We start from the raw sequence: 22,797 nt of genomic DNA, 5'->3' as shown, positions 1-22,797 counted from the left end.
GTTTTGATGTTGAACACACAACATCTTTTGAAAAGCTATAATGGGTGAGTTGCACTACGACGTTGGTGACTGCCATCAAGTTTTTTGATCTATGCCTTTAATGACAAGGGAGTCAACTGTTCTCGTGGCAGTATACCGGGCATGTACCCGGAAACTTTAAACGAGGAATTTAGGTTCCCACCTGGATAAACCCAGGTCATAAACTTAGGTAAAACGGCGTCGCGGTGAACTTAAAATTTTTAGCTCCCAAAGTCAGTTAGGATTTGGGAGCTTTAATTATTTAGGCCGTGTGCAACTTTACTCTCGGTAGTTCTATGTACTCGTCGCGCCATGCCACAGGTTTGCCCTGCAAACCTCAAATTAAAATGGTATCCTCCGTCCTCTAGCTGCTCAAAAAATCGTACTATCCCTTGACAGCTTGTAGTATATATATTACAAATATATTATTAATACAAAACCTTTCTGAAAAAGCAAAATCAAAAGCTGTCATCATAAAAAAACTGTTCTATCAAGTTGTGCGGAATGCAATGATTTAAATTACCTGCGTCCATAAACTTAAACAATTAGTATATGGAGGTGATTTTGATAATGTTTGCTAACTAATTTGTCATGTTCAAGCAACTAATAAAACTATATTTAAATAACGTCAGGGATGAACGAAGATCATTTGAGTATTAAGAAAGAAATTTTATATATCATCGCTTATCCTTGAGCAGTATTCATAAATTATTTCCTTACCCTAAACTTTTGTACAAATAAATGCTGCTGACAATCACAACGACACATTCCCCAGCAACGGAGCTAGGCTACCTGTTGCATAAACACCCAGACCGTTGTCAGTCCTTTGCCCTAAGTTTTGGAAAGGCACACATTTTCTACCCAGAAGCTAGTAGAGAGAAATGTACGGTGGCGTTGTTGTTGGATGTTGATCCTGTGAAGTTGGTGCGGGGAGGCGGTACAAGGCTAAAACAATATGTAAGCGATCGCCCTTATGTTGCTTCTTCATTTTTAAGTGTAGCGATCGCTCAGGTGCTTAGTACGGCTTTAGGAGGCCGCTGCAAAGACTTACCAGAATTAGCGCAAACCCCTATTCCTTTGGTAGCAAAACTGTCGGTTTTACCTTGTCGTGGTGGTGAAGAGTTTCTGCGGCAATTGTTTGAACCGTTGGGCTATAGTGTCAGTGCCGAAGGTCATAGTTTAGATGAGAAATTCCCTGATTGGGGGCAGAGCCAATACTTTAGCGTCGAACTTCAGCACTCGTTGCCGCTTAGTCATTTGTTAAGTCATCTTTACGTCCTAATTCCGGTATTGGATGACGATAAGCATTACTGGGTAGGCGATGAAGAAATCGAAAAATTACTACGTCATGGTGAAGGCTGGTTAACTACCCATCCAGCGCGAGAGCAAATTACCAGGCGTTACCTGAAACGACAGCAACGCTTAACTCGTCTAGCATTAGCTCAACTAATAGAGTCAGACGATCCCGATCTAGATAGTGCTGAAGAAAGCCATGCTAAAGAAGAGGCGGCGGTAGAAAAGCCGATGAGCCTAAATCAGCAACGCATGGATGCTGTGATTGCTGCTCTAAAACAAAGCAATGCAAAGCGGGTGATTGATTTAGGTTGTGGTCAAGGCAATCTGCTGAAAATACTCCTTAAAGACGGGTTTTTTGAACAGATTACAGGTGTCGATGTTTCCTACAGGGCGCTAGAAGTTGCCCAAGAACGATTAGACCGTCTGCGCCTGACGCGTAACCAGTGGGAACGCGTACAACTGATCCAAGGTGCACTCACTTACCAGGATAAACGCTTTAGTGGCTATGATGCGGCTACGGTAATTGAGGTGATTGAGCATCTTGATTTGCCTCGGTTGGGAGCATTTGAGCGAGTTTTGTTCGAGTTTGCCCAACCTAAAACGGTGCTGGTGACAACGCCAAATATTGAATACAATATCAAATTTGAGAACCTCCCGGCTGGAAAACTGCGACATAAAGACCATCGCTTTGAATGGACGCGATTGCAGTTTCAAAATTGGGCAAACCAAGTAGCAAAAAGTTTTGGTTACACTGTGGAATTTCAACCTATCGGGACGGAAGATCCAGAAGTCGGTTCACCCACACAAATGGGAGTGTTTAAAAGGTAAGTTTACCTCGACTTAAAGATACAAGGGTTTAGCCTCAGATTTGAATCATCGGAAAGAGAGACAATTGCCCCTCTAGTTAATTCCTAGAAAGAGCTATAAATAATTGCCAGGAGCAAACTAAATGAAACTAACTATTCCTGAACTATCGCTAATTGTTCTCATTGGTGCTTCTGGTTCGGGTAAATCCACTTTTGCTCATCAGCACTTTCAGCCTTTTGAGGTGCTGTCTTCCGACTTTTGCCGGGGGTTAGTGTCGAATGAAGAAAATAACCAGTCTGCTACCAAAGATGCTTTTGAGGTGTTGCGCTTCATTGCTGACAAACGGCTGGCAGCAGGTAAACTAACAGTAATTGATGCTACCAACGTGCAGATGGAAGACCGCAAGCCCTTACTGCAAATGGCGCGGCAGTATCATTCTTTTGCGATCGCCATAGTTCTCGACCTACCAGAGGAATTATGCCACGAACGTAACCAACTCCGTAGCAATCGCCAGTTTGGTTCTCATGTAGTGCGTCGTCATACCCAAATGTTACGGCGTTCTCTACGGGGTTTAGAAAAGGAAGGCTTTCGCTATGTCTACACTCTCAACTCTTTAGAAGAAATTGCATCCGTTGAAATTGAGCGCCAGCCTTTATGGAACAACCTCAAACATGAACATGGCCCCTTTGACATCATTGGGGATATTCATGGCTGTTGTGATGAACTCGAAATATTACTTCAACAGCTAGGCTATCAAAAAGGTGAAGGGGCAAAGGAGCAAAAAAGCAGAGAAGAAGAATTGTCTACTTTTTCACTCTGGAATGCCCCTACTTACTACCACCCAGAGGGACGCAAAGCCTTATTTTTAGGTGATTTGGTAGACCGGGGGACGCGGATCTTAGATACAGTTAAACTAGTGCGAAACATGGTTGAAGCAGGTACAGCTTTCTGCGTTCCTGGTAATCATGAAAATAAACTATTGCGGAAACTACGCGGTAAAAATGTCCGGGTTAATCATGGGTTAGAGCAAACCCTGGCTGAGATTGAGGCTTTACCCGATGAAGTGCGCGAACCTTTCACCAAAGAACTGCAAAAGTTTTTAGATTCCTTAATAAGTCACTACCTTTTAGATGATGGGCGGTTAGTAGTGGCTCACGCGGGGATGAAACAGGAAATGCAGGGACGGGGGTCTGGTGCTGTGCGCGAGTTTGCTCTTTATGGCGAAAGCACTGGTGAGATTGATGAATTTGGCTTACCCGTCCGCTACAACTGGGCAGGAGAGTATCGCGGTGAAGCAATGGTGGTTTACGGACATACCCCTGTACCAGAAGCAGAATGGCTGAATAATACTATTGATATAGAAGATACAGGCTGCGTCTTTGGCGGCAAACTCACTGCCCTCCGCTATCCAGAAAAAGAACTGGTGAGCGTTCCTGCTGCTTGCGTATACTGTGAACCTGTAAAACCTTTGGTACAGAACACAGCAACACGCACATCTCAACAAGAATTGGATGATGTATTGTACATTGAGGATGTTGTGGGTAAGCGGATTATTAACACCCGACTTCAGTCCAAAATTACCATTAAGGAAGAAAATGCGATCGCGGCTTTGGAAGTGATGAGCCGTTTTGCTACCAATCCTAAATGGCTGATTTATTTACCCCCCACTATGTCCCCAGTAGAAACATCTCTATTGCCAGGATTTTTGGAACATCCAGCCCAAGCCTTTAGTTACTACCAAAATCAGGGAATTACACAAGTAGTCTGCGAGGAAAAACACATGGGTTCGCGGGCGGTTGTGATTATTTGCCGAGATTCGGCAGCTGCCGAGAAACGATTTGGTGTAGTAAATGAGGGAATCGGCATCTGCTATACGCGCACGGGGCGGAGGTTTTTTGATGATTCAGCATTAGAGACAGAATTTTTGGCGCGGGTAAATCTTGCCCTCTCCCAGAGCGGTTTTTGGTCAGAATTTCAAACCGACTGGGTGTGCCTAGACTGTGAACTAATGCCGTGGTCAGCCAAAGCACAGGGGCTGTTACGAGAACAGTATGCACCCGTTGGAGTGGCATCACGCCTCGCCCTCAATGATGCTGTTACCTGTTTACAACAAGCAAGCGATCGCGGTGTAAATATTAGCACCCAACTCAGTCATTATCAACAGCGTGCAGATATGGCAGATCAGTATGTCACCGCCTACCGCCAATACTGCTGGTCTGTCACTGATATTTCTGGATTAAAGTTAGCTCCTTTCCACATCCTAGCAACAGAAGGAGCCGTCCACATTGATAAAGACCATCGCTGGCACATAGAGCAAATTTCCAAAATCTGCCAAAAAGACCCTGCCCTGCTCCTAGCTACTGCCTACAAAGTAATAGATTTGGCTGACCCCAGCAGTCAGGCAGAGGGGATTTATTGGTGGGAAAAATCTACAAAAGTAGGGGGTGAAGGTATAGTTGTCAAACCTATGGACTTTATCGTTCGAGGTAGTCGCGGCATTATCCAGCCCGCAGTCAAATGTCGCGGACAAGAATATCTGCGGATTATTTATGGGCCTGAATATTCAACCCCAGAGAATCTGCAACGTCTGCGCCAACGTGGATTATCTCACAAGCGTTCTCTGGCTATGCGCGAGTTTACTTTGGGTGTTGAGGCATTGGAGCGATTTGTCGCTCATACCCCTCTGCGCCGCGTCCATGAATGTGTTTTCGGTATTCTGGCATTGGAAAGCGAACCCGTCGATCCACGACTTTAAATTTTGAAGCTTTAGGGACTTTTGAGTATGTCACTTAGGGAATATGCTTGACAATATCAGCACATTCCCCACTTTATAACACTAAAGCTCAGGTTAAGCTCTAACCTTTTTGCCTGATATTAACTTTTTCTTCATGAGCCAGCCAATGCTGCAAGCAATGAAACTACCGCCTAAAGTTGTAGGCTCAGGGATTTGCCTATAGGTAACTTTACCTGAGCCAATTTGGATATTATCGGCAGAAGTAACTGCAAAATCATATCCATTAATGTCGTATGTGATAGAGCTTGAAGGATTAGCTTTATCGGGGAAGACATATTGTAATCCAACAGACTCTGTACCTGTTAAGAATGTGGTTGGAAATACAACAGGATATCCAGGATATTCAGTATCATCCTTTTCAGTGTAAATATTAGAGTTGTTGTCAAATTGAAAATTTAGCGACTCAACCAGTGCTACCGGAATATTATCGTTGCTGAAAGCTGAATCATCAAAGCTAAAAAATCCTTCTCCCTTAGTTATCAGACTATCGACAGTGAAACCGTAATTAATAATTGCAGCAGATGCAGAATTAGCCCCTACAGCAGCAAACATTAAGGCACAACTAGTAGCAAGCGTTAATCGCGAAACTAATTTCATCTCAACTTTCCCCAAGATAAATTTCTGCAAGCAATGTTCACGTAAACTATGTAAGTAGGCTTGATATAATTGCTAACTATTTATGCTTTCCCTAGCCTCCTTTAAAAGGAGGCTAGGGAGAATCAAGCCTAAGCTGATTAGTTTGCTTGAGCAGAGAGGTTATCTGTACTCAAACTCGAATTTCCGAGTAGTTGGGCGCGATTTTGGCGAAGATCGGCATGGCTGCGCTCTGTTGGATAAGGCACTTTGTCGCCTTGAATGCCAGTCCAAAGTACGCGGTTGAATTTCTCAGGATCTAACTTATCTTCAACTTCAAAATAGAAGTCTTTGGTTGCTTGCGCCCACCACTGTTTGTTATGCAGAGATGGAATAGCTGTTGTCTTTTCTACATTCTTGGCTTGGCAAGCTGGTACTAGTTTGGGGTCTACAGGCTCACCACACAAATTACCTGGAACGACAGCTTTATAGGGAGTAAAGTTTGGTTCTCTAGTGAATGCATCTGACATCGGTTTGGCATTGGCGTCAGTGATTCCTAAATAACCAATGTTCAGTAAATCTTCCATTGTCCGCACTAGGCTGACAGTGTTGTAGTTAGTGCTGACTAGGGCCTTTCGCTTAGTGTAAGGCGAGATGATATAAACTACTGAGCGATGACTATCAACATGGTCAGGGCCGTCTTGGGAATCATCTTCTACAATAACGATCGCAGTGTCTTTCCACAGAGGAGATTTGGAGATTTTTTCCACTAGCAAGCCAACAGCATAATCATTATCAGCCATTTGCAGTGGGACAGTATTCAAACCAGCCACGGCGTTACCGAAATCACCAAAGTGGTCGTGAGGTAAACGTACTAGTGACAAGTTGGGCAATTCATTCCTTGCCAGATAGCTATCAATGTCCCGCGCCCATTCATTGTATAGATAGATGTCAGCATTCTTCTGGTCGTATCCCCGGAAATACTTGTCAGTTTTATCCAACAATACAGGTTTAGCGGCTACAGCTTGGGGAATATTATCAGCAGCAGGATTTGGAGAGATGGGGATGTAAAGCGGGTTGGTAGGATCTGGTTGTGTGGGATCTGCTTGGGTAGTACTGTAGCTGCCATCAAGGACGAAGAAACCGTAATTGCGTACAGTCTTACCAGCACGCAATGCTGCATCCCAAAGATAGCCGCCGATAGCGTTTGAATTCAGTTCACCATCGCCTGCGGGGGCGTTTACATCTCGAGTTCCAGGCAAAATAGAAGATTTACCAGAGGGATCTAACACTCCCGTTACTCGTGTATTGAATTGGGAGGTATTAGAAGAAGTTTGCGGTAGGGCAAGGTTGATTCTACGGTTAGTACCTTCGTAGTCGTAGGTCAAACCGTTAAACTCAGCGTTGCCATAAAGTACTGATTGAGTTTTCTCAGTGTAATCGGTTGTCCTTGCATAAGTAGACCAGTTCCAGCCCACACCGCTTGATTCACCAGAATCATAGAAGTTATCAAAAGTCACAAAGTCAAGGGCTAACTTGTGATGGTTGGGTGAAATTGGTTGTGGGAATAAAGTTAATGCTGGGTCGCCGTTGCCAACAGGTAAATCGCCGAGTACCTGGTCGTAAGTACGATTTTCTTTAACTACGTAGATAACGTGCTTAATTTTATCCTGTAAAAATCTCATCGTCCGGTCAGGACGGCGATTGTAGAAACCGTTGTTTCTGTCTACCTGTTCGGAAAGCGTAGCTAAAGTACCACCTTTGGGAATTGGAATAACTGAGATTCCAGCTTTTTCTAAAGCCCAGGTATACTCATTTCTAAAAGTGGTGTTGCGTGCTAGTCCGGCTGGTGTTGTTTCGCCATTTGAAGGGTTGGGGCCAGAATTGCTCTTGGCATTGACAACGTATAGGTTTTGACCATCCTTACTAACGCTGACAGAATTGGGATACCAGCCAGTGGGGATACGTCCAATTACTCGACCAGATTGCAAGTCCACAACAGCAACAGCGTTCTCACCACCGAGAGTCACGTAAAGCTGACGTTCATCTGAACTCAGCGCCACAGAGTTGGGATTTGCTCCTTTGTACCGATCGCTAGGTCGGGACAGATTGATAGTTTGGACAACGTTATTGGTATTTGTGTCAATGACTGAAACCGAATCACTATTACCGTTAGCTACATATAGTCGCTTTTGGTCTGTCGATAGTTGCACCTTGTTTGGTTGGCTACCTACAGGGATACGGGTAATGCTTCCGGCAGTAATATTGACAGCAACCACCTCGTTATCGCGCTGGCTGGTAACGAAGACTTTCGCTGCCGCACCGTTTTCTGAACTTTGGATGGCTACATCAAAAGGAAATTCTCCTGTTGCTATGCGATCGCCTGGTCTAAAGAACTTAATTTCTCTGAGTACTTTACGGTTAGTAGTATCAACAATTGATATTGAGTCATTCTCAAAATTGGCAGCCACTAAAGTTTTGCCATCTTTGCTGACATCAAGACCTGCTACAACTGCTCCTGTTGCCACAGTTTCAGCTTGTGTGTTCTTCAACAAACCACCATCGTAGTCTGGGAAGGGCGCAGTTGAGTTGGAATTGTGATTTAGTAAAATGAAAGGAGCATCTGGCAAGTATTGGCTGCCATTGGAGGCATAAGCATAAACGCGATCGTCAATGCCACCTGATACATAAAAGCGTGTGCCGTCTTTTGCCCAAGCTAGGCCGTTATATGTATTGGGAATATTAATCTGTTGCTGCTTAACCAACTTACCGTTGCTAACATCAAAGACAAAAACCCATTCAGCTTTTGTAGTTCTTGTAGCACTTGGTTTGCCAGTTAACGGGTCTAAGACACGATAAGTTAGATCAGCACCAGTATTTTCATCCCTGAAGTCTTTGTTATAGCCACTGGTAAGCACCAGTAGAGTTTTACCATCGGGGCTGAGGGCTGTGGTTACAGCTTCGGCAGCATCAGCATTCCTGTCGGTACGCAAACCAGTAACTAAACGTGCAAACGTCGAACCTGGTGCTGCTGCGGGTGTAATTATTTGACCTGTAGGTAGTAATGCTCCACCTTCAGGTATGTTACCAACCGGGCTAGTAGGAAGCACGGCGTTAACTAACTGGATACCACTTACTACTATTGCCACCGCTACCAGCAGGCTGAGTAGGAGATATCGCTTACGCTTGAAATTTTGCATTTTTTGTGCTTGAACATCAAACTTGTTCTTTACACAGCAAATACTGCTCTTTTTTAGTTAAGACAAAGGTAAGGTGAGGGAAAGATAAAGATTCAGATAGAAAGTTATTTGACTAGTGGCTCAAAATCGGCACTCAACAGCCCGACAGTAGGAGTATTCGCTGTAAGTATAATAAGGATGCGTAAACGCAAGCTACGCAAAGCGTCTGTCTGCGACACGCTGTTCACGTTCGTAGAGAAGCGGCTAGTTAATCTTGACAAGTGACAGATGAAAAAATGCAGCATAACATCTATGACTACATAGCAAAAACTGCCCTTGCTCAATATGATATGGCTCAAGAACAGCCTTGTTTTTTAGGCCATAGTGGAAGCGTAACCTTCTGTATAAAAACACAAGCAAAAAAATTTCTTCTCCGTATTCATAGACCAATATATACGCTTCAAGACGATGTATGGCAAAGGCCAGAGGTGATTGAGTCAGAAATTCTGTGGCTTGCTGCCTTATGTCATGAAACAGAGGTTGTTGTGCAAGAGCCAGTAAAAAATCTACAGGATAGATGGCTCACTCAAGTTTTGGCAGATGAAACTGGAGAAGTGTTTTGTTGCTCACTACTACATTGGATTGATGGCAACAACCTCAACGGACAACCAACTCCACAACAGGCTTACCAGCTCGGTTTGTTGCTAGCTCGATTGCACCAGCATAGTAGTCAGTGGCAACTGCCACAGAACTTTGTTCGCCCAGCTTATGATCAGAATCGGCTGCAAGCAGCACTCTCGGCACTTTATCCAGCAGTATTACAAGAATTTATTTCAGCAGAAGATTATAAGGCCCTTGAAGTAGCGGCTTGCCAAATTCAAGGGATGATAAAAAAACTTCCTCAGAAACAAAATGTCTGGGGGCTGATTCACGCTGACCTTCATGAAGGCAACTATCTATTGCACAACCAGGAATTCCGGCCAATCGATTTCGCTCGCTGTGGCTTTGGATACTATCTTTACGATATTGCAAGTTCGCTTCAATATTTACTTCCCACTGTCAGACCTGCCTTTTTTGAAGGCTATCAAGCTATCCGTAAGCTACCTGAACATTACTTACAGATTACAGAAGGTTTCTTTATCATGGCGGTGATTGAAGTACTTTCTTTTCATGTAAATAATCCACAAGAGCATAAGTGGATTTCAGAAACCGTGCCGTATGTCGTTAAAGAACACGTTCATCTGTATCTTGAGGGCGAGTCATTTTTGTTTGGTAAATACTAAGGCGATTTCTTCTTACTTACCGAAGAAAGGCAGAGGGCAGGAGGCAGGAGGCAGAAAATATATTTTTTGCCCTCTGCCAAACGGGTTTAGAGCAAGTAAATTTATTTATGAAAAACAAAGAAATATGTATTTCAAGACGCGCAGCGCAAGAAATACAGCAGCTAACTTACAATCTCTTCTGGCTTCTGTAATCCAACCCGCCAGCGCAGGAATGCAGCAGTAATAGCCATGAAAGAACCCCAAACTAGCGGTAACCAAACGATCGCCCAATCGCCACCTGGCAATTCTACATTCAGCCCTTCACTCAGCCAGTAAGTACCAAATCCCATCAGTAGCATAGCTGCTACAAATTTCATCGGCTTGACAGGCACTTGCTTGAGTGGAGTTCTAAACAGAAATGCAAATACAATTAAGCCAATTGCAGCAGCTAAAGCGCCACTGATGGCATCTATCCATTTGCCTCCAGCAGCGCCTAACGTGACTACTGCGATCGCAACCTCTACACTATCTAAAAGCGCACCTTTAAATGTGGTGACTACAGCAAACCAGTTCCAGCCAGATTGATTGTCTTCTTTTGCTAGTTCTGCTTCTAGCCTGTCTTCTTTGCCACCTCCACGCTTGGGAATGCCGCCGTAGTACTTAATAATTGAGCGTGTCCATTTTTGCCCAAACAATAGCAGTAAACTGCCTGCAACAATCCTCAGAATATCTACAGGGATAAGCGTCAAACTTTTCCCTAAAATCAGCGAGGCAAGTATTGTTAAAGCAATGCCGCTACCTGAACCAACTAAGGCGTTACGCCAACCGGCTAGCCTACCAACAACGAGGACTATGCCCAGAATCTCGACTAATTCAATTAGAGAACCAGCAAAACTAGCAAGAAAAATTTCCCAATTCATAAAATTTTATACCTCTTTATTAACTAAGTACAGCTTTGCGTAAAATCGTAGCGTTTTTAATGCAAAGGATTGCATTGGCATTGTTAGTCGATACATTGGCATTGTTAGTCGATGCATTAGCATTGTCAGTCAATGCATTAGCATTGTTAGTCGATACATTGGCATTGTCAGTCGATGCATTGGCATTGTTAGTCGATACATTGGCATTGCAAGGTATTGCCAAATTTAATTCGCTACGAATTAATAAAATGCTGTACTAAGGATTGCACTTCGGCTTCTCTACGAACGCGAACTGCGTGTCGCAACCAGACGCTACGTGTAACTTGCTTCTTTCTAGGAGTACGCTCAGTAACCAGGAACTCAAATAATTAATCTGCCTTTTACCTCCTACCTCCTGCCCCTCTTAATCAACCTCCCTTTGCAAGCTACGGCTTACTTCTATAGAAAGCCCTGTATTGCGATTTTGAGACAGCACCAATAACATGGAACTAACTGAAATCACCAGCATCACTAGTGCGCCAGCCGCAGCATTACTGTAAGAAACACTCTCAGTTGCTTTCCAAATGTGGGTAGCTAAAGTATCAAAGCCAATTGGAGCTAAGAGCAGTGTTACTGGTAACTCTTTAATTGCTGTCAGAAATACTAACGCTGCCCCACCCAACACACCCGGACTTACTAGGGGCAAGGTAATTTCTCTGAAAGTTTGCCAAGAGTTTCTGCCTAAACTCCGGGCACATTCTTCTAATTGAGGATTCACTTGCAGCAGTGAACTCCGCAAAGTGCCAACAGACTGCGAAACAAATAACACTAAATAAGCAAATATCAGCATCGGCAAAGTCTGATACAACCAGGGTAAGTAATTTGCTCCCCAAAATATGAGGGAAAAGGCAACTACAATTCCAGGTAAACCAAAGCCAATATAGCTACAGCGCTCAATTGCAGTAGTGATGCGACTGGGAAACCGTACCGCGAGGATTGCCACGGGTAGGGCGCAGAGTGTAGCTACTATTGCTGCCGATCCTGCCGCTATTAGTGAATCTCTAGCTAATTGCATCAGTTCTGGTACGGAAATAATTGTATCCATACTGTTACCTCTCAATCCTTGCATCAGCCAGAACAAAGTTACACCTATTGGTAAGACTAGACCAAGGGTAGTCACGGCGAAGCAAAACAAAATTGCAGGCACTTTCCAAACTCCCAGATGAAGTAATGGTGGCAGACGGTAGGACTTAGTAGCACGACTGTAGTATGCTGCCCGCGATCGCGCTTTATATTCCAACCACAACAACAGCAATACTAAACTCACTAGCATTAAAGCTAATACTGCGGCTTGATTGCGATCGAATGTATATCTGTATTGCAGAAAAATTGCCCGCGTAAATGTATCAAATCGCATCACTGAAATTGTGCCAAAATCTTGTAAGGCATTCAGCGCCACTAACAATCCCCCTGCCACAATTGATGGACGCAGTGCAGGTAGCGTGATGCGAAACAAGATTTCCCGTTGGTTAGAACCTAAACTTCTGGCAGCTTCCTCCATCGCTGGATCAATGCCTTGCCATCCAGCTTGAAGACTCAGCAGTAAATACGGATAGGAAAACAGAGTCAATCCTAAAATTGCTCCAGTCCAGCCGTAGATTTCTGGTAACTCTTGCACTCCGAGAGGTTCTAGCCAGAGTTGCAACAAGCTACCCTTGGGACCAAAAGCAGCAATCAAGGCAAAACCACCTATATAGTCAGGCACTGCCAGGGGTAATGTGGTAATAATCAACCAAAATCGTCGCCAGGGTAAATCTGTCCGCATTGTCAGAAACGCCAGTGGCACAGCGATCGCAGCTGAAAGTAAAGTGCTGGACATAGCTAGTCCAACACTATTTAACAACACTGTGATCGTCCGGGGACGCGATACCAAAGTCAATAACTCTTCTGCGTCTACACCAGCCATCCGCATAACTAAGTAAGTTAAAGGCAGTGCGATCGCCACAGCCGTTAATCCAGCTGGGACTAGAAGAAACAAAGGTGGACGATCGGTTTTTTTGCCTCTTTTAGAAAAATAGGCGCGGTGACGCGGTGACTCAGTGACGCTCTTAGGGATTTTCATCCTTTAGTTAATTACCTGCATGGCTTCTGATAGCGATCGAGTAGGTAGGCGAAGATGTGTGTCCTCTTCTCACGCCTATGGCGGTTCTCGCTTGGGTGCAGTAAATTTTTGACCTTACTTCCATTCCTCTCTCCTAAAAGGCTACAGTGTACACACATCTTTTTAGAAAACCACTTAAATAGGTGGACTTTGAGAGCTTTTTGCCCCCCTTTTTAAGGGGGGTTGGGGGGATCAAAAGGCTGTGGCGCAACTCTAGAAGATTTGTGTATGCACCGTAGCTCTTAAAAGGAGAGAGGCTTTAAATCTTACCCCCCTTACCTTGTAGGGAAGGGGTTGGGGGTTAGGTCTGTACCGCACTCAACTGAGAACCGCTATAGTTACAACAAACCCGCATCTTGGATTAACGAAAGCGTTCCTTTCATATCTGATAATTTGCTCAGATCAAGCTGAGGAGACTGCAACTGATTGAGTGGAATTTGCTTTTGCGATACTGGAATACCTTTCACTAAGGGATATTCATAAAACTTTTGGGTAAGGAACTTTTGCACATCTGGACTGAGCATATAGGCAACAAACTTTTCTGCATCGCTTTCTTGGTCAGTTGTATTTAGTACTGCTAAACCTGCGACATTAATCAACGCTCCCGCATCATTGCGTGTATGGTGGATAGCTACAGGAAAATTTGGGTCTTTTGTGGTAAATCGATATAAATAATAGTTATTCACTAACCCCAAAGCAATTTCTCCGCGTCCCAAAGCTTCAACAATGGCACTATTGCCGCTATAAGCTTTGGCATTATTAGCTTTCATTGCTTTTAACCACTCCAGGGTTTTTTGGTTGCCCTCTAGGAGTCGCATTGCAGTCACGAAAGATAGAAAAGAACCGTTAGTAGGTGCCCAACCAACTTTACCTCGCCATTTTGGATTGCCCAGTTCCATTACACTTGTGGGGAGCTCGCTGGTTTTGACAAGCTTGGTGTTGTAGTCAATCACCCGTGCGCGTCCAGAAATGCCAATCCATTGGCCTGCGGGAGAGCGAAATTGCGGTTCAACTTTGTTTAATAATTGAGTAGGGAGAGTTAAGGTTCGTTTTTCCCTAGCGATCGCTCCTAAAGATCCAGCATCTTGAGCGTAAAATATATCAGCGCGGCTATTTTTACCTTCTTCGATGAGAGCGATCGCTAGTTCTGTGGAGTCACCATAGCGTACCTCAATATTGATCCCCAAATCTTTCTTAGCTTTCTCAATCAAAGGACTCATGATGTCCTTTTCTCGTCCTGAATAAACTGTTAGTGTTTTTGGGGTATCTGCTACCGCCATTCCAACTCCCCAGCCCAAAAACACAGCAGTAATTACACCACAGATTTGCCGCACTTGATGTGAAATCATTGATTAGCCTCGGATTCCAGATTCAGGATTACAGGTCAATTCATCTGACCAAATTTTGTCAATATTAATCACCTGTAAAGGATTAACCATTGATTTTGGTAAGGATAGGTTACGTCGAAGCACTGTGCAAGTTAAATTTAGAACATCAAAAGGTTAAGAAAACTTGCTCATATCTTTTACTCAGAACCGAATGGCACGCTTGTAAAGCTCTAAGCTAACGTGAACGTGAGTTCGACAAAACTCTCCCTGCCTCGAACTAAAGTTCAAAGCTGTCCCTCTCCGGCTCGGAGAGGGACGATTTTGCGTAGTAAAATCAGGGAGAGGTCTTTTTGATTGAGCTTAAGCAAAGACTTTGGGTTAGAAAGTAAAAGTAGTACGTACTACTCCCACATAGATATTAGAGTTGTTGCTGTTACCTTCAGGATTAAAGATGGTGATTAATCCTGGGGTAATAGCAATATTGTCATTCAGCTTATATCTATAGAAAGCCTCTAAATGATATGAAATATCATCGTCTTGACGGCGATTGTTCCCACTGACGAATTGATTGTCAGCAACGTAAGGCGGCACACCAAAGACAATACCACCAAAATTTCCTTTCCTACCAAAATCAGGAAAGCCTAGCTGAACGGCCCAGTTCCAAATCTCTGCATTACTCCTAGCAACGTCTGTATTCTCAGCTTGGGCATTGGCGTAGCTGCCCCAAGCAGTGATGGTAAACTTAGGACTAAGTTTGTAATTGCCAGTCACACTATAGTTATTTACGGAAGTTCGCGCCCCGTTGAATGGGTTGTTGGCAAAACCAGTACCAGTGCTACCAGTAACTCCGCTACCATCAGTGTAATAGGCGTTGACATAAGTAAAAGCCAAACTTAATTCTGAGGTTGGTTGGAAGGTCAGTTGACCTAATGCAGAGTAACTACCATTAAAAAGTCCTCTACCGTTACTAGGATCATTACCAACACCCGATGGCACAACGTAGCCAGCAGTTAGGGTGAGAGCATTATTCAATTTTTGATTGATGATAATACCTGGCCCTTCTGCTGCCCGATAAATTGGGTTATAACGCCCAAAACGAGATAGCGCACCGGAACCACTAGAATCGAAATTGCGACTGAGAGCAGGTACTTCATCAATGTATTCCAACCCTTCGGTTGCGATATTGAAGGTTGTGGAGTCGCTTACAGGGAAACGGTAAAACAGAGCTGATACGCTGACATTGTTGGATTCATTGCCATCAAACCCTAAACGAGTTTGGTTAGTGCCAGTCACGCCTGTATTGAATGAAGTGATATTTCTTGCTTGTAACCTAACTCTGAGGCGATCTTTACCAGTGAAGCTACTATCAAAGTTTAACCGGACGCGATCGGCAAAAATCACGTTTTCATCGAGTTCTGGTCTAGTATCACCACGATTTTGAGCATCGCTGTTGATTGCTCTATCGGAGCCAAATGCACCAGCCAGTGCAAAAACTGCTTCTCCCCGCAGTTGAGTAGTTATGGAGAATTGTTGCGACTCTAAAGTGGCGCTACGAGCTTCTAGAGCATCTACTCGACCTCGCACAGTTTGCAACTCAGCAGTATACTCTTCTTGCAGCTTTTGCAACGTTGCTAGGTCTTCTTTGTTCACCAGATCGGCTGTACTAGTAGCTATAAGTTGATTTATCTGATCTAAACAAGCATTTAAACCAGCAGCAAACTCATAACGAGTCAAGCCACGATTACCCCGATAAGTTTGGTTAGGATAACCTGCAATGCAGCCGTATCGCTCAACTAGGGATTGCAAAGCTTGAAAAGCCCAGTCTGTAGGTTTGACATCAGAAAGCTGTGAAACTGAAGTTACTTGTTCGATATTCTCAGCACTGCTAAAACTGGATGGTTGATTAGTTGTAGGTGCTTGATTTAGAGGTACTTCAGAACCCATCGCTGGTAGTGCAACTATAAATAAGCCCAAAATCGCTGGACTAAATAACAAAGAATTCAACCAAAACTTCTGCACGAATGTACCCTCACACCTGGTAGAAATTAGTAAAAAATCAATTTTTATAACATTAAGATTTCTGCTAATTGCTAAATCACAAATATTATCAAACTTCATTTAATTAAGTCGTGAATTTAGCCTTTATTTCAAAAATACTAATGTTATACAGGTAAAATCAATCTTCTACAAGAAAAATTGACCAAATCGACTTTAACAATATCAAAGCATAACTGTGTACCACAATCTAGAGATTGTTTTAAAATAAAAACAATTGTCTTTTGTTTACCTATTCTTAACTAAATAGATATTGATATATTAAAGATTATCAAGAAAGGCAGAGGGCAGGAGGCAGAAGGAAATTCTGATTCTAGCACTGAAGCCCGTGACGTTAAGAAACAAGGGTTTAAGACCCCCACTAAACAAGAGTTTAGTGGCTCCAAGACAGGAGAGCTTTGAATCCCCTTCTGACTTGCTCCTTCTGCCCTCTGCCTCCTGCCTTCTGCCTTCTTCGATGATTTGAAATGGGTGGTTTATTTACGCCGTGCTGTGCTAAATTCCTAGCGAGGTTAATTAAATTTTTACCAAAACTTAATTTTTTGTTAATTAAAACTTAATTAACAAATGTAGTTTAGTCTATGTATTATAAGCATTACATTATATAGATGCGTATCTAAAAATGGCTCATTCATTAGACTGATAATTCAGAAATTAAATCAAAAATTATACTTTTCTTAATTATTTCTTAATTAAAAGACATTATTAATGTTAATCATAGACATCTAAATGTCAAAAAATGGCAAATACAGTGGCTATCAAAGTTAGTAATCTATCGAAAGATTTCAAAGGTAAGACAGCACTTAAAAACGCATCTTGCACAATTCATGAGGGAGAACTGGTTGCGCTAATAGGTGCATCTGGCTCAGGCAAATCTACCCTTTTACGGCATATTAATGGTTTGCATATTGGAGATGCAGGAACTGTTTATATTTTTGGGTCAATACTACAGAGCGAAGGCAAAATACACTCTAAAATTAGGTCTTTACGAAGCCAGATAGGTTGTATTTTTCAACAGTTTAATTTAGTCAATCGGCTAACAGTTATCGAAAATGTTCTCGTTGGTAACTTAGCAAGATTGTCTATTTTTCGTTCAACATTTCATTTATTCACCAAAGAAGAAAAAATCCAAGCTCTTGCTGCATTAGAGCGAGTAGGCATTCTTGAACATGCTTATAAACGGGCATCTATGCTTTCCGGAGGGCAACAACAACGAGTTGCGATCGCTCGTTGTTTAGTGCAAGGAGCAAAAATCATCCTCGCAGACGAACCAATCGCCTCTCTCGATCCGGAATCGGCGCGTAAAGTTATGGAATTGCTCGTGCAGCTAAATCGTCAAAGCGGTATTACTGTAGTCGCTTCTTTACATCAGGTTCAAATGGTGCGTAATTATTTTGATCGAGCGATCGCTCTCAAAGATGGAGAAGTGATGTTTGATGGTGCAACCACAGAGATGAATGATCACAAGCTCAATGAACTTTATGGTACAGCTGCCGAAGAACTCATTATGAGAGGGCACGGAGAACTAGTAGTGTAACCCAAAAAATACAGATAAACAAAAGTTGAACAATTTAAAAAACGAAATTTTTGCACTCTAAGGGCATTAATTAATAGTGCTGACTATTGCAGATAGTTTCTCATATTTGCAACAAAGAATCATATTTTTACTTACATCCCACAACTAAACTTATGGACAGAAGATTATTTATTCAACAGGCTTCTTTGTTTACTATAACTTTGGCAAGTACTAAGCTCCTTTCAGCTTGTACTTCTAATGCTGAGAATAGTACCGCAGCAATTAAAGAAATTAATTTTGGTGTTCTCTCTACAGAATCCCAAGCTAATCAAAAACCGATTTGGGAACCTTTTGCTGCTGCTATGTCTCAGCAAATTGGGATTCCCATAAAACCCTTCTATGTTACACAGTATGCAGCAGTCATAGAAGCTATGCGCTTTGGTAAAGTTCAAGCAGCTTGGTTAGGTGGTAAATCTTATATTGAAGCAGCAAAAATTGCTGATGCAGAAGCTTTTGCTCAAGTTGTAAGTGCAGATGGCACTAGAGGCTACTATTCTCATTTAATTACTAATAAAGAAAATCCGATTGCAGCAGAAGCTATAGCAGCAGGTGGCGATAAATATGTGATTAAAAATGCATCTAATCTCACCTTTGCCTTTAATGAGCCTAATTCTACCTCTGGGTTTTTAGTTCCCAGTTACTATATTTTTACTAAAAACAATGTTGATCCTAAGAAAGCTTTTAAACGCTTGATTTTTGCTGGTAATCATGAAGCTTGCGCTCTAGCTGTAGCTAATAAACAGGTAGATGTAGCTACCGTCAGTAGTGAAGCATTAAGCCGTCTAGAAAGTACTAATCCTACAGCCAGGCAGAAGATTGAAATTATTTGGAAATCACCTATCATTCCCAGCGATCCAATTGTTTATCGTCAAGATTTACCAGATGATATCAAAAAGAAATTGCAAAACTTTTTCTATAACTACAAAGATGCAAAAGTTTTAACACCATTTAAAATTTCTGGTTTTGTACAGGCTGAAGATAAAAATTGGCATACAATTCGAGAACTAGAAATTGCTAAAAAAATCCAAGAAACTCAAGCTAAAGAAAATCTTAGCGAACAAGAAAAGCAGCAAACGATAGCAGAACTAAATCAGCAACTCAAAGGAATTAAATAAAATTAGTATTAGGTAGTAAAAAGTGCGCCCACGAAATCAGATAATTACTTACCCATCTCCTAATGTAGCAGCAATGTTAGAGAAAGAAGCAAAGCTTGTAACTACCCAAAAAGTTCTGTTTCTTTTAGTGATTGCGGCTGTATTGATTTTTGCCTATACTCAAAGTGAGTTAAATTTCCCTGTACTTCTGCAACGGGGAGACAATATGGTGGAATATATACGTTCATATTTTCCGCCAGACTTTAGCGATTGGAATTATTATTTCTCAGAAACACTCGTTACTATATCGATGGGAATTTGGGGAACTTTAATGGCTGCGATCGCAGCTGTTCCTTTATCTATACTAGCATCTAATAATATTTGTCCAGTATGGGTTGTACAACCAACACGTCGCCTTTTAGATGCTATGCGTGCAATTAACGAAATCGTCTTTGCACTAATCTTTGTAGTTGCTGTTGGGTTGGGGCCATTTGCTGGAGTTTTGGCATTATTTGTTCATACTGCCGGTATTCTAGGTAAGCTTTTCTCAGAAGCAGTAGAATCAATTGAGTCAGGGCCTGTAGAAGGAATTAGAGCTACTGGTGCAAGTCAGATTCAAGAAGTTATTTATGGGGTAATCCCCCAAGTAATGCCTTTGTGGACTTCTTTCGCTCTCTACAGATTTGAGTCAAATGTGCGTTCTGCTTCTGTGTTAGGAATTGTCGGGGCTGGTGGTATTGGCGTTTCACTATATCAGAGTTTTGGTTCATTTGAATACCAAAAAGTCTGTACAATTCTGATTATTTTGATTGTTACTACTGGTGTTATTGATTTACTCTCTGCAAAGGTTAGAGGGTGGTTAGTTTAGTATGATTGGTGACTGAAGGCTGATGACTGGTGACTGTCAACTATTTTCTGGCTTTCTTTTAAGTGAGTTAAGATAAGCGTTGAGTTTAGGTGACAATTCATCTACAATTGGTTTGATTATATTTATTTGCTCTTGAGTCAAAAGTTTTCGCTTACAAGCAAGCCTTAACCAATGCCTTGTTTTATTTAAAGAACCTCTAGCAATTTTTATAAATCTTTGATTATCCTGTAAGCTATAACGACCATTACCCTCTGCGATATTAGCACCTATACTGGCCGATTTGACAATTTGTTTTCCAATTGTATCTTTTGCAAAGTAATCCCATTTCTGTACAATAAACCAAATTTCATTCGCTAGATTTTCTGATAATTGGTAAACTCGTAAATTTTGGAAGGTTTCCATAATTGTTGATAGTTGACGGTTGACGGTTGACTGCTAAACTAGCCCAACAAAGTGTTTACCGTCACCAGTGATCAGTCACCCACTAAGTCATTTTCAAAAAATAACTCCATGCGATCGCCCCGCAGTCGAGTTACCCCATATTCAATGACATTACCTGTTTGATCAACATTCACTGACTCCGCTAACAAGATGGGTTGATTGAGGGGTAGTTGTAACCACTTTGCATCTTGAGGCTGGACTAGACGAGCAGAAACGCAGGTACTACGGCGGATATGATCGCATCCATATACTTGCTGTAAAAACTGAGATATTGATTGCTGTTCTTGCAAAATATTGATATTTTTCGGTTCTAAAAAATCAGGGAATCGCTTAAGGGGAAAATACCCAGTACCCACACTAATGGGTTCTTCATCTGCAAAACTTAAACGTTCAATTAACGCTACTGGCTCACCATAAGAAATTTCTAGCCCTTTGGTAACAGCATCATCCGCAGGTACTTCTAAGACACGCAGCAGTTGAAACCTTACTTGCCAACCCTGTGCTTTCAGCGTTTGGTTGTAACGCACTCGCTTACCAATCGCATAGCGGATGGTTTTAGCAGCGACAAAAGTTCCGCGTCCTCGGTCAACTCGTAACAATCCCTCGTCTTTTAGTAGAGCGATCGCTTGTCTAATGGTATGGCGATTAACGGCAAACTGTTCAGCTAACTTGGTTTCCGTCGGTAGTTGTTCCCCAACCTGATAAACCCCTTGATAAATGTTTTGTCGCAGTTTGTCAGCAATCTGGGCATAAATTGGCATTATTTCCTTCATGTATCAATTTTAGATTGTCAATTTGTCAGAATTGCGTTAATCTACTTTCATCTAGATGTCTAGACAAATTAAGAATAGTTTAAAACAAAATACCACAAACCAACTTATGCCTACTGTGATGCAGCGACAAGCATGGATGGCAACATTAGCTAAAGCCGATTTAGAGCTATTAGAAAAACTGGTAAACACATTAGATAATTTGCCTAACTATAGCTTTTTACGCTGCCCAGAGATTGGTCTAACAATGGTGCGGGGACGCGCTGGGGGTACAGGAGAGCCATTTAACTTAGGAGAAATTACCATGACTCGCTGTGTTGTGCAGTTAGAGAGCCAAGGAGATGAAGCAATCACTGGATTTGGTTATGTCGCGGGGCGATCGCACCGTCATGCAGAACTAGCTGCTGTTTGTGATGCGTTACTACAAACCCCAAATTGGCACGATCAGATTCAGGCTGAAGTAATTCAACCATTGCAAATAGAACGCCAAAAGCACCAAGAACTCAAGCAGCGTCAAGCAGCCGCCACTAAGGTCAATTTCTTCACGATGGTAAGGGGGGAAGGATGAATCAATTAAAAATTAAAAATTAAAAATTGGATTATTGATTAATGTCAAATATAGTTACATATTTACCTGGTTTTCAAGACTCAATTCATGATCCCCAGAGGACATTTCGGGCGTTGCTTGATGCTAATGCTCGACCGGGGACACCTTATTGGATAACTGCTGAGATGAGTGTGCCATTAGGTTTAACGCCTGCTTGTGGGGCTGCTTGTTTGACGTTACTGGATTTGGATGTTGTGGTATGGCTACAGCCGAGTTTTGCAGATCAAGTGAGAGCTTGGTTATTGTTCCATACTGGCTGTCGTTTCACGCAGTATCCAGAAGAAGCTGACTTTGCCTTAATTCAAGATTTGGCAGGGTTGCCAGAATTATCTATTTTTAACTGGGGGACAGGAGAAAAACCTGAAGCCTCAACAACATTATTGTTACAGGTGGAAAGTTTTGAGATGGGACAACCTGTGATGTTGACGGGGCCAGGAATTTTAGATCAGCAAGCTATCACTCCTACACTTCCCGCCCATTTTTGGGATTTCTGGATGCAGAATCACCGAGTTTATCCACAAGGCCTAGATGTATTTTTATTTACAGAAAATGCAGTAATGGGACTACCACGCACCGCTAAACCAGAGGTGTACTATGAATCTTGAGATTCGCATTGCTACCCGTGGGGATTGGCCTCTATTGAATCAACTTTATGCTGACATGGATGGTGAGCTACCCTTACCAAGCGATGATTTAGAAAGAATCTTGACAGAAATCACACAAGTTCCTAACTACTACATTTATATTGCTTTTTTAAATCAGCAACTTGTAGGTACTTTCAGCCTCCTCTATGCGCCAACAATGATGCACCGGGGATATCACAAATTTGCTGTTCTAGATGCAGTAACAGTTATTTCTCAAATGCGAGGAGAGGGGATTGGTAGTCAAATGGTAAAAGCCGCGCTCCAATTTAGTGCTGAAGCTGGATGTTATAAAGTCACACTCTCTTCTAATTTGAAACGCGATCGCGCCCATCAATTCTATCAATCACTGGGATTCGAGCAGCATGGCTGGAGTTTTAAATGCGTACTCCAACCCAAGCAGCACAGCAAAAATTCTCCATGATCAA

The 22,797-nt window shown here is 42.4% G+C and carries 18 protein-coding genes and 1 other RNA gene; 11 read left to right on the top strand and 8 right to left on the bottom strand.

Annotated features, from left to right (window positions below; genetic code table 11):
• The first annotated feature begins 48 nt into the window (after positions 1-48).
• From ssrS to H6G26_RS02010, 3 genes are all read left to right on the top strand, one after another.
• Positions 49-232: non-coding RNA, 6S RNA (ssrS, locus tag H6G26_RS02020), on the top strand.
• Between the two features lie 527 nt (positions 233-759).
• Positions 760-2,142: a 3' terminal RNA ribose 2'-O-methyltransferase Hen1 gene (locus H6G26_RS02015; RefSeq protein ID WP_190727672.1), complete on the top strand. Its 1,383-nt coding sequence runs from the start codon at positions 760-762 to the stop codon at positions 2,140-2,142.
• 121 nt (positions 2,143-2,263) lie between these two features.
• The gene (locus tag H6G26_RS02010; protein WP_190727671.1) at positions 2,264-4,876 is read left to right on the top strand and encodes a polynucleotide kinase-phosphatase; all 2,613 of its coding nucleotides are present in this window, start codon (positions 2,264-2,266) and stop codon (positions 4,874-4,876) included.
• 93 nt (positions 4,877-4,969) lie between these two features.
• Here the strand turns inward: H6G26_RS02010 and H6G26_RS02005 are convergent, their stop codons facing one another.
• Positions 4,970-5,512 carry a PEP-CTERM sorting domain-containing protein gene (locus tag H6G26_RS02005; RefSeq protein WP_190727670.1) on the bottom strand — a complete coding sequence of 181 codons (543 nt, stop codon included), beginning with the start codon at positions 5,510-5,512 and terminating at the stop codon, positions 4,970-4,972.
• A gap of 137 nt (positions 5,513-5,649) precedes the next feature.
• The gene (locus H6G26_RS02000; protein WP_190727669.1) at positions 5,650-8,688 is read right to left on the bottom strand and encodes a beta-propeller fold lactonase family protein; all 3,039 of its coding nucleotides are present in this window, start codon (positions 8,686-8,688) and stop codon (positions 5,650-5,652) included.
• A 275-nt stretch (positions 8,689-8,963) separates the two neighbouring features.
• On the opposite strand from H6G26_RS02000, the gene H6G26_RS01995 reads away from it, so the two are divergent.
• Positions 8,964-9,950 (top strand): phosphotransferase, encoded by a 987-nt coding sequence (locus H6G26_RS01995; protein ID WP_190727668.1) that lies wholly within the window; start codon positions 8,964-8,966, stop codon positions 9,948-9,950.
• Positions 9,951-10,111: 161 nt separating this feature from the next.
• Here H6G26_RS01995 and H6G26_RS01990 read toward each other — a convergent pair whose 3' ends face one another.
• Positions 10,112-10,849, bottom strand: coding sequence for a COG4280 domain-containing protein (locus H6G26_RS01990; RefSeq protein ID WP_190727667.1), 738 nt, complete (start codon positions 10,847-10,849; stop codon positions 10,112-10,114).
• 59 nt (positions 10,850-10,908) lie between these two features.
• Between H6G26_RS01990 and H6G26_RS01985 the strand changes: the two genes are divergently transcribed.
• Positions 10,909-11,109: a hypothetical protein gene (locus H6G26_RS01985; protein WP_190727666.1), complete on the top strand. Its 201-nt coding sequence runs from the start codon at positions 10,909-10,911 to the stop codon at positions 11,107-11,109.
• A gap of 143 nt (positions 11,110-11,252) precedes the next feature.
• Here the strand turns inward: H6G26_RS01985 and H6G26_RS01980 are convergent, their stop codons facing one another.
• The 3 genes from H6G26_RS01980 to H6G26_RS01970 form a co-directional block, all read right to left on the bottom strand.
• Positions 11,253-12,950 (bottom strand): iron ABC transporter permease, encoded by a 1,698-nt coding sequence (locus H6G26_RS01980; RefSeq protein ID WP_190727665.1) that lies wholly within the window; start codon positions 12,948-12,950, stop codon positions 11,253-11,255.
• 377 nt (positions 12,951-13,327) lie between these two features.
• Positions 13,328-14,338 carry an iron ABC transporter substrate-binding protein gene (locus H6G26_RS01975; RefSeq protein ID WP_190727664.1) on the bottom strand — a complete coding sequence of 337 codons (1,011 nt, stop codon included), beginning with the start codon at positions 14,336-14,338 and terminating at the stop codon, positions 13,328-13,330.
• A gap of 357 nt (positions 14,339-14,695) precedes the next feature.
• Positions 14,696-16,336, bottom strand: a complete 1,641-nt coding sequence (locus tag H6G26_RS01970) for an iron uptake porin (protein WP_347242418.1) — start codon at positions 16,334-16,336, stop codon at positions 14,696-14,698.
• A 775-nt stretch (positions 16,337-17,111) separates the two neighbouring features.
• Between H6G26_RS01970 and phnC the strand changes: the two genes are divergently transcribed.
• The 3 genes from phnC (at position 17,112) to phnE (ending at position 19,910) form a co-directional block, all read left to right on the top strand.
• A complete protein-coding gene (phnC, locus tag H6G26_RS01965) occupies positions 17,112-17,909 on the top strand; it encodes a phosphonate ABC transporter ATP-binding protein (RefSeq protein ID WP_190727662.1) in 798 nt (265 codons plus the stop codon).
• A 152-nt stretch (positions 17,910-18,061) separates the two neighbouring features.
• On the top strand, positions 18,062-19,063 hold the full coding sequence (gene phnD, locus H6G26_RS01960; protein WP_190727661.1) for a phosphonate ABC transporter substrate-binding protein: 1,002 nt from the start codon (positions 18,062-18,064) through the stop codon (positions 19,061-19,063).
• A gap of 73 nt (positions 19,064-19,136) precedes the next feature.
• On the top strand, positions 19,137-19,910 hold the full coding sequence (gene phnE, locus H6G26_RS01955; protein ID WP_190727781.1) for a phosphonate ABC transporter, permease protein PhnE: 774 nt from the start codon (positions 19,137-19,139) through the stop codon (positions 19,908-19,910).
• A gap of 36 nt (positions 19,911-19,946) precedes the next feature.
• Here the strand turns inward: phnE and H6G26_RS01950 are convergent, their stop codons facing one another.
• The gene (locus tag H6G26_RS01950) at positions 19,947-20,312 is read right to left on the bottom strand and encodes a four helix bundle protein (protein ID WP_190727660.1); all 366 of its coding nucleotides are present in this window, start codon (positions 20,310-20,312) and stop codon (positions 19,947-19,949) included.
• Between the two features lie 71 nt (positions 20,313-20,383).
• Positions 20,384-21,112, bottom strand: coding sequence for a phosphonate metabolism transcriptional regulator PhnF (phnF, locus tag H6G26_RS01945; protein WP_242053555.1), 729 nt, complete (start codon positions 21,110-21,112; stop codon positions 20,384-20,386).
• 118 nt (positions 21,113-21,230) lie between these two features.
• Here phnF and phnG point away from each other — a divergent pair, with 118 nt between their 5' ends.
• From phnG to H6G26_RS01930, 3 genes are read left to right on the top strand one after another with little or no spacing between them, the layout of a single operon-like run.
• The gene (phnG, locus tag H6G26_RS01940) at positions 21,231-21,689 is read left to right on the top strand and encodes a phosphonate C-P lyase system protein PhnG (RefSeq protein WP_190727780.1); all 459 of its coding nucleotides are present in this window, start codon (positions 21,231-21,233) and stop codon (positions 21,687-21,689) included.
• A gap of 41 nt (positions 21,690-21,730) precedes the next feature.
• Positions 21,731-22,333 (top strand): phosphonate C-P lyase system protein PhnH, encoded by a 603-nt coding sequence (gene phnH, locus H6G26_RS01935; RefSeq protein WP_190727658.1) that lies wholly within the window; start codon positions 21,731-21,733, stop codon positions 22,331-22,333.
• Positions 22,323-22,793 carry a GNAT family N-acetyltransferase gene (locus H6G26_RS01930; RefSeq protein WP_190727657.1) on the top strand — a complete coding sequence of 157 codons (471 nt, stop codon included), beginning with the start codon at positions 22,323-22,325 and terminating at the stop codon, positions 22,791-22,793. The genes phnH and H6G26_RS01930 overlap by 11 nt, the downstream gene beginning before the upstream one ends.
• Positions 22,794-22,797 lie beyond the last annotated feature (4 nt).

This window comes from Nostoc sp. FACHB-888 (genome assembly GCF_014696655.1).
Classification (GTDB): domain Bacteria; phylum Cyanobacteriota; class Cyanobacteriia; order Cyanobacteriales; family Nostocaceae; genus Nostoc.
Note: the sequence above shows the minus strand (reverse complement) of the source record. Positions and strands in the feature narration are given on the sequence as shown.

Excerpts from the sequence above, each read along its gene's own strand:
- H6G26_RS02010 (WP_190727671.1), top strand. The coding sequence starts at position 2,264 with ATGAAACTAACTATTCCTGAACTATCGCTAATTGTTCTCATTGGTGCT.
- H6G26_RS01985 (WP_190727666.1), top strand. The coding sequence starts at position 10,909 with ATGCAAAGGATTGCATTGGCATTGTTAGTCGATACATTGGCATTGTTA.
- phnC (WP_190727662.1), top strand. The coding sequence starts at position 17,112 with ATGGCAAATACAGTGGCTATCAAAGTTAGTAATCTATCGAAAGATTTC.
- phnH (WP_190727658.1), top strand. The coding sequence starts at position 21,731 with ATGTCAAATATAGTTACATATTTACCTGGTTTTCAAGACTCAATTCAT.
- phnG (WP_190727780.1), top strand. The coding sequence starts at position 21,231 with ATGCCTACTGTGATGCAGCGACAAGCATGGATGGCAACATTAGCTAAA.
- H6G26_RS01990 (WP_190727667.1), bottom strand. The coding sequence starts at position 10,849 with ATGAATTGGGAAATTTTTCTTGCTAGTTTTGCTGGTTCTCTAATTGAA.
- H6G26_RS01950 (WP_190727660.1), bottom strand. The coding sequence starts at position 20,312 with ATGGAAACCTTCCAAAATTTACGAGTTTACCAATTATCAGAAAATCTA.
- phnD (WP_190727661.1), top strand. The coding sequence starts at position 18,062 with ATGGACAGAAGATTATTTATTCAACAGGCTTCTTTGTTTACTATAACT.
- phnF (WP_242053555.1), bottom strand. The coding sequence starts at position 21,112 with ATGCCAATTTATGCCCAGATTGCTGACAAACTGCGACAAAACATTTAT.
- H6G26_RS02000 (WP_190727669.1), bottom strand. The coding sequence starts at position 8,688 with ATGCAAAATTTCAAGCGTAAGCGATATCTCCTACTCAGCCTGCTGGTA.
- H6G26_RS02005 (WP_190727670.1), bottom strand. The coding sequence starts at position 5,512 with ATGAAATTAGTTTCGCGATTAACGCTTGCTACTAGTTGTGCCTTAATG.
- H6G26_RS01980 (WP_190727665.1), bottom strand. The coding sequence starts at position 12,950 with ATGAAAATCCCTAAGAGCGTCACTGAGTCACCGCGTCACCGCGCCTAT.
- phnE (WP_190727781.1), top strand. The coding sequence starts at position 19,137 with ATGTTAGAGAAAGAAGCAAAGCTTGTAACTACCCAAAAAGTTCTGTTT.
- H6G26_RS01930 (WP_190727657.1), top strand. The coding sequence starts at position 22,323 with ATGAATCTTGAGATTCGCATTGCTACCCGTGGGGATTGGCCTCTATTG.
- H6G26_RS02015 (WP_190727672.1), top strand. The coding sequence starts at position 760 with ATGCTGCTGACAATCACAACGACACATTCCCCAGCAACGGAGCTAGGC.
- H6G26_RS01975 (WP_190727664.1), bottom strand. The coding sequence starts at position 14,338 with ATGATTTCACATCAAGTGCGGCAAATCTGTGGTGTAATTACTGCTGTG.
- H6G26_RS01995 (WP_190727668.1), top strand. The coding sequence starts at position 8,964 with ATGCAGCATAACATCTATGACTACATAGCAAAAACTGCCCTTGCTCAA.